The 6,727-nt window shown below is 37.9% G+C and carries 7 protein-coding genes; 3 read left to right on the top strand and 4 right to left on the bottom strand.

Annotated elements, in window-relative coordinates; all coding sequences use genetic code 11:
* The coding region (locus U0M88_RS00600; RefSeq protein WP_331868585.1) for an FAD-dependent oxidoreductase at positions 1 to 198 on the bottom strand (198 nt) is incomplete at its 3' end.
* Positions 199 to 439: 241 nt separating this feature from the next.
* On the opposite strand from U0M88_RS00600, the gene U0M88_RS00605 reads away from it, so the two are divergent.
* Entirely contained in the window at positions 440 to 1,519 is a 1,080-nt protein-coding gene (locus tag U0M88_RS00605) for a LacI family DNA-binding transcriptional regulator (RefSeq protein ID WP_331868586.1), read from the top strand.
* 57 nt (positions 1,520 to 1,576) lie between these two features.
* On the opposite strand, the gene U0M88_RS00610 is transcribed toward U0M88_RS00605, so the two are convergent.
* Genes U0M88_RS00610 through U0M88_RS00620 form a run of 3 tightly spaced genes read right to left on the bottom strand, consistent with a single transcriptional unit; the run spans position 1,577 to position 4,576 of the window.
* Entirely contained in the window at positions 1,577 to 2,500 is a 924-nt protein-coding gene (locus tag U0M88_RS00610; protein WP_331868587.1) for a hypothetical protein, read from the bottom strand.
* Positions 2,501 to 2,513: 13 nt separating this feature from the next.
* Complete coding sequence (locus U0M88_RS00615; protein ID WP_331868588.1) at positions 2,514 to 3,263, bottom strand: type 1 glutamine amidotransferase; 750 nt, start codon at positions 3,261 to 3,263, stop codon at positions 2,514 to 2,516.
* A complete protein-coding gene (locus U0M88_RS00620; protein ID WP_331868589.1) occupies positions 3,260 to 4,576 on the bottom strand; it encodes a MurT ligase domain-containing protein in 1,317 nt (438 codons plus the stop codon). Before U0M88_RS00620 ends, U0M88_RS00615 begins: the two co-directional genes overlap by 4 nt.
* A 202-nt stretch (positions 4,577 to 4,778) precedes the next feature.
* On the opposite strand from U0M88_RS00620, the gene purC reads away from it, so the two are divergent.
* Both purC and purB read left to right on the top strand, forming a co-directional pair.
* Complete coding sequence (gene purC / locus U0M88_RS00625; protein ID WP_168964539.1) at positions 4,779 to 5,492, top strand: phosphoribosylaminoimidazolesuccinocarboxamide synthase; 714 nt, start codon at positions 4,779 to 4,781, stop codon at positions 5,490 to 5,492.
* Between the two features lies 1 nt (position 5,493).
* Positions 5,494 to 6,727 (top strand): adenylosuccinate lyase (purB, locus tag U0M88_RS00630; RefSeq protein ID WP_331868590.1); only part of this gene is annotated, 1,234 nt, incomplete at its 3' end.

A 6,727-nucleotide genomic window follows, 5' to 3' on the forward strand; every position in this document is an offset into this window, starting at 1 on the left:
AGCATGAATGATTGCACTGTTTGCCTTGGAAGTTCCGCAGCAAACGTCTTCACACTTTTCAAGAACCGCAATTTTTAGCGGAAAGCGTGAACATTCACGGGCAATTGCACTACCGCTGACACCGGCTCCAATTATGATTACATCGTACATAGTACCCCTCCATCCATAGTATTCATACACTGTAAATCTAACCCACATAAAATAGGTTGTCAAACTTGTAAATGCCTTTAAATATAGGATTTTCAGGCATTTTTAATTAATCAAAATATCTGATTAATTCATTGAAAAATTCATTGACTTTTTAGAATGATCAAAGTCCTGATTTTAACGTTTTTTTTTGCACAACCAATTAATCAAAAGTATAATATTAGTAATCAAAAATAATTTGATTAATTGAAATTGATTATTCAAAATAAATCAAAATTTTAAGGAGAACATTATGGGAAAACGTAAAAAAATAACAACACGTGATATTGCCGAATATACCGGATTGTCACAATCTACCGTTTCAATGATCCTTTCACATAAAGAGAATGTTTCCTTTTCCAAAGAAACACAGGATATCGTATTGCAGGCTGCCAAAAAGCTAGGCTATAAAAATGAAATCCACAAGTCGAAATCAAGTCAGAAAGATCTTCATCAAACAATTGTAGTGATTGCCCCTCACCTTTCAAATAGCTATTATGCGACTTTGATTCATTCTATCGTTTACGAGGCAAAGAAGCATAATTACTCGGTCTTTACGATTACGACCATGCGAAATGTACAACAGGAAGACTCTTACTATGAGCTTTTATCCAATTTGGATTTAGCTGGCATCATCTATCTCTATCCCCCTACCAAGATTTCAAAGGCAAACGCTTTGTTTAAAAGAATGCCGGTTGTCTCTATCGGTGATAAACCACAGGGCAGTCGTTTTGACTCGGTGGAATTAAATGGTGTAAGAGCCGGTCATTTAATGGGTGAATATCTGCTTAACTTGGGACATGAGAATATCACCTTTATCTCTGCACCTGTCATGGGTAAAGAAATTTCTCGTATCCATCGTTATGAAGGATTGATTCATGCCTTTGAAGATCAAGGTAAGGATGTTCAAAACATCCAATTAAAAACCATGTCTTTAGCGCAGTACGAAAGCATTCAGACCGAAAATATCGAATATCAGGTTGGTTACGAACTCACCATGGAAGCTTTGGAAGAAGGAACGGATTCCACTGCCTTTTTGGCCAATAACGATATGACAGCACTAGGCGTATTATCGGCTTTGAAAAGTGAGGGTTATAAAGTTCCGAAGGATTTTTCCGTGGCTGGCTTTGATAATATTCTGATGTCTTCTCTTCCGAATATTTCGTTGACAACAATCGAACATGCAACGTTTTTAAAAGGAAAAGAAGCAGTCGATATCATCTATAAAAAACATCTAAAAAATAATACGCAAAAGTCACATCCTTATATATTGCGTCTGGAATATGAACCGGAACTGATCATCCGTAAAACTACAGGAAAACCGAGAAAGTAAAAAAAGACAGGAGTATTTTGAAAACTGTATTCAAATCGTCCTGTCTTGTTTGTGTTATTAATATGAAACCGTCATGTCATGCGTAATGCCAAAGGCACTGGAAACCAAATGAATATCGAAGCAATCTTTATTCTTGCTTTGATAGTTGATGGCAGCATTCTCGAATGTAAAACCAACGTTACATTCAATGCTCTGCTCCGGATCTAAATATTCAACCATGTATCCAAAGGCTTTACCCTCAATTGGATCGGTCTTAGGGACTAATCCATTGGTTGTAAAATCAATTTTTTTGATTTTATCTTCATTCATGGAAGAAAAATCACCTTTATCCGTATAATTTGTAAGTAAGATTCCATTTAGATCTGCTTTAGGTACCAGATAAGGAACAACGATCTGTTGTTCGGTTTTATTGGTATAGGTGATTTTCAAATCCGATAGTGTTGTCTTTCCATTTTCAAACTGTGCTTTTACATCCTCGGCATTGATTTCGATCTTTAAGGCATTGTCTTCGTACATCGTAAATTCCAAATCCTCTGATTCCTTGATATCTTGATTCGTTGCCTTACGAACATTAACGTTGTTAAAGGATAAGAACTCACCTGAATCCTTAAAATAGAATCCCATGTCATTTTGATTATTATTGGGGAAGCCGATATATCCATAGACATAGGCAGTTTGTTCTGGTAAGACCGTTGTGATCGGCATCGATTCATGTTGGTCAATAGGATTTAAATGTTCTTTGCCATCATCGGTTATGGAATATACAACGTCATTGGTCGAATAGGTATCCTTTGAATCGTTGGTGATCGTTGCCATATAGTAATAATAGATTGAATTGGATTCATCGTTGGTAATCGTCATAACATCTTTTAATTCAAAGGTTACATCCTTTTTTAAAGAGATTGTCGGATCCTTTTCCTGACAACCGGTAAACAGTAAAACGATAAAGATCGAACATAATACAGACAGTATTTTTTTCATAAAACACTTCCTCCTATTCCTGAATCTGGAATCGTTTTAATAACGCCTTTCTTGCGTTTTCCTCAAACGTATTATCCAGCGGTTTTAAATCGTTTATCGTAAAATCAGGATTTCTTTTCTGAATGGCTTTTGTGATCACGAAGTCCGCAACATCTGGATTTTTAGGCAATAACGGCCCATGCAGATAAGTACCCAGAATTTTCCCATCATAAAATCCTTCATAGCCGGCATCAAAGGCATTACCAAACCCATGTAAGACTTTACCAAGTGGATGTGTAACATGTAATGTTTGCCCGCCATGGTTTTCAAAGCCAATGATCTTTGTGTGAAGTTCATCTAATTTCGCATCAATGATAATGTTTCCGATACAACGAGTTCCCTGCTTTCCGGTATCCGTATAATAATCATAAAATTTAAGACCTTCAATACGAGATCCATCAGCGGCAATATAGTATTGACCAAAGAGCTGATAACCGCCACAGATCAATAAAATAAAGGTGTTTTCGTCCATGGCTTTCTGGATGTTTTCTTTACGTTTTAATAAATCAGGAATTAAACTGATTTGTTCTTTATCGGCGCCGCCACCTAAAAACACCAGATCAAACGATGAAAGATCTTTCTTTTCGCCGATAGCACAAGTTTCCAGATGAAAATCAATCTGGCGATCTTCACATCGCTTTTGTAAAACCATCATGTTTCCTTTGTCTCCGTAAAGATCCATGATGTCATGATACATCCAACATACTTTTATTGAGTGGCTCATTTTGACATCTCCTTTACTATGGCATTTCGCGTTGGCAATAAGGCCGTATATGTCGCAATCGCATAACATTTTAAACTGTCAGAAAGAGAGGAATGAATAGCTTGCTCGATTGATTCGGCAATTTCAATCGGTCCCTTATAGTTTTCATAATAGATGCGCAAAGCCATATCATAGGCTCTGGTTCCTGTACAAACGACTTTTTTTGTCGAAGGCTTACAAACCTTTTCAAAGAAAGTATCGTAGATCCAGCTGACATCCGTACCATCTTGCTCATGATCGTTTAAAACGATACAGACAACCTTATCGTCTTCGTCCTTATCAATAACTTTCATGACTTCATTGGCACCGGTTGGATTTTTGATCAAATTCAAAATACATTCCTTTTGATCTTTCTTGAAATGCTCATTTCTTCCCTTTGGCTGCGGCGCATGTTGAAAGACATATAAGACATATTTTATATCAATGTGTAAAAACTGCGCAAGGGCAATCACGGCAGCACAATTATACATGGAATACATCCCTTCATATGGTGAATGTATGGTTTGATTGTCGTACACAAATGTTTCTTTTTCCAGATCAATATTTTGTAAACAAACATCCAGTGATGGTGTTTTAAAATCACAATTTGAACAGTGGAAAGAACCGATATGTGAATACTGATAATACTCATATTCCAGTTTATGACCACATTTTGGACAGAATTTTCCTTCGCTGGCTTCTTTAGTGGATGCCACAGAATATTGATTTTTGTCAATTCCAAAATATGTACAATGCGCTTTTGGTGCACAAAGTGCTAAACGTAGTACATTAGGATCATTTCCGTTCAAAATCAATTCTTTATCATACTCAGGCAGTACATTTTCAATGGAATGAATCAACTGCTCCATTTCTCTGGCACGATCTAACTGATCTCTGAAAAAGTTATTTATAACCAGGGCCGTAACCGGTATTGCCGATAAAATATGTCGAATGTTTAACTCATCAACTTCCAGAACACAGGCGGTGGCTTTAACTTTTCCTGTAAGTGTTGCCTGTGTCAATAAAGTAGTTACGATACCGGCTTTTAAATTATCGCCTTTTCGATTAGAGATTACATCATATCCGGCTGTTGATAAAACATCGGCAATCATATTGGCGGTACTTGTTTTTCCGTTTGTTCCGGTGACAAGAATGATAGGGCCAGAAAAGGATAATTCAGATAAAATATTTGAATCTATTTTTAAACCGATTGAGCCTGGTAAAGAACCACCACGGCCAATCAATCGTAAAAGAAAGGCACTTAATTTTGTCGATACTATCGATAATGTTTTCATACTTCACGCTCCCATCCCCTATTATACAATATGTGTCTAGCAGTATCTATAGAATACCTTTTTCTCCAGACAGATTTCATGTTCAAAAGTGTTTCTTGTTCAAGAAAATAGCTCTCTAAAAAAGTGAAACGTTGGGAAATTGACATTGAATTGCCTATATCACTAAAGTATAATAGTACTGTTACAGATGGAGGATAATGACATGAAACAAATGGACATGATTTACGAAGGTAAGGCCAAAAAAGTCTATGCCACAGACGATCCAAACTGTGTGATCGTTGACTACAAAGATGATGCGACAGCATTTAACGGTCAAAAGAAAGGTACGATCGTTGGAAAAGGTGCCATCAACAACCGCATGACAAACTACTTGATGAAGGTTTTGGAAGAAAAAGGTGTACCTACACACTTTGTAGAAGAGCTGGATGATCGTCGTACAGTGGTAAAACGTGTTTCGATCATTCCATTGGAAGTGATCATTCGTAATAAGGCAGCCGGAAGCTTTTCTAAACGTTTAGGAATTCCGGAAGGAACTGAATTGAAATGCTCTACTTTGGAATTCAGCTATAAAGATGATGATTTAGGAGATCCGCTGATCAACTCTTATATGGCCAGAGCCATCGGTGCTGCTACACAGGAAGAAATCGATACGATCACAAAATATGCCTTTACAGTGAATGATGTGCTTAAAGATTTCTTTGCCCAGATTGGCATCGAACTGATCGACTTTAAACTGGAATTTGGAAAAACAAGCGATGGACAAATTGTTCTTGCGGATGAAATCAGTCCAGATACATGTCGCTATTGGGATATGAAAACAGGTAAACATTTGGATAAAGACACATTCCGTCGTGATTTAGGGGATCCGGAAGGCGCTTATCAGGAAGTCTTTAAACGAATGGGGTTTGGTGAATAGAATGAATGAATTTTATCAGTCTCCTCTTTCTCAGAGATATGCCTCAAAAGAAATGCAGGCTATTTTCTCCAACAATAAAAAATTCAAGACATGGAGAAAGCTCTGGATCGCACTTGCACAAAGTGAAAAAGAGCTCGGTTTGGATATCACTGATGAGCAGATCGACGAACTGATTGAACATAAAGATGATATCAATTACGATGTTGCGAAAGAGCGTGAAAAGATCGTGCGTCATGATGTAATGTCTCACGTTTATGCTTATGGGCAACAATGCCCTAAGGCAAAAGGAATCATTCATTTAGGTGCTACTTCCTGTTATGTCGGCGATAATACCGATCTGATCATCATGCATAAAGCCTTGCGTTTAGTTCAGACCAAGATTGTAAACATTTTGGCTGAATTAAAAACATTCGCCTTAAAGTATAAGGATATGCCTTGTTTAGCTTTCACGCATTTTCAACCGGCCCAGCCAACTACCGTTGGTAAGCGAGCCAGCTTATGGGCACAGGATTTGTATATGGATTATCTGGAGATCGAACATCTCTTGGAAAATAAAAAACTGTTAGGATGTAAAGGAACTACCGGTACACAGGCAAGCTTTATGGAGCTTTTTGAAGGCGATACCGATAAAGTAAAAGCCCTGGATGCCAAGATCTGTGAAAAGCTTGGTTATGATGCTTACTTCCCTGTTTCCGGGCAGACTTATACACGAAAATACGATACGCAGGTTTTAAGTGTTTTGGTGGGCATCGCACAAAGTGCACATAAGTTCAGCAACGATATTCGCCTGCTGCAGCACATGAAAGAAATTGAAGAACCTTTTGAGAAAGGTCAGATTGGTTCCAGTGCTATGGCTTATAAGCGCAATCCTATGCGTTCTGAACGTATTGCCGCTTTAAGCAACTATGTCATGTGCGATGCGTTAAACCCGGCTATTACTGCCAGCACGCAATGGTTTGAAAGAACCTTGGATGATTCCGCCAATAAACGTATCAGCATTGCGGAAGCCTTCTTAGCTACTGATGGCATCCTGGATTTGTACTTAAACATCACAGATGGTTTAGTTGTGTATCCAAAAGTCATCGAAGCCAATCTTCAAAAAGAGCTTCCTTTCATGGCTACCGAAAATATCATGATGGATGCGGTCAAAGCCGGTGGCGATCGTCAGGAACTTCATGAATTGATTCGTCAGCATTCTATGGCAGCCGGAAAAGTTGTCAAAGAAGAAGGAAAAC

The organism is Faecalicoccus sp. (assembly GCF_036552745.1).
Classification (GTDB): Bacteria; Bacillota_I; Bacilli_A; order Erysipelotrichales; family Erysipelotrichaceae; genus Faecalicoccus.

What these genes read in the sequence shown, in the direction of transcription:
- U0M88_RS00610 (WP_331868587.1), bottom strand. Translation starts at nt 2,500, where the DNA reads ATGAAAAAAATACTGTCTGTATTATGTTCGATCTTTATCGTTTTACTG.
- purC (WP_168964539.1), top strand. Translation starts at nt 4,779, where the DNA reads ATGAAACAAATGGACATGATTTACGAAGGTAAGGCCAAAAAAGTCTAT.
- U0M88_RS00615 (WP_331868588.1), bottom strand. Translation starts at nt 3,263, where the DNA reads ATGAGCCACTCAATAAAAGTATGTTGGATGTATCATGACATCATGGAT.
- U0M88_RS00620 (WP_331868589.1), bottom strand. Translation starts at nt 4,576, where the DNA reads ATGAAAACATTATCGATAGTATCGACAAAATTAAGTGCCTTTCTTTTA.
- U0M88_RS00605 (WP_331868586.1), top strand. Translation starts at nt 440, where the DNA reads ATGGGAAAACGTAAAAAAATAACAACACGTGATATTGCCGAATATACC.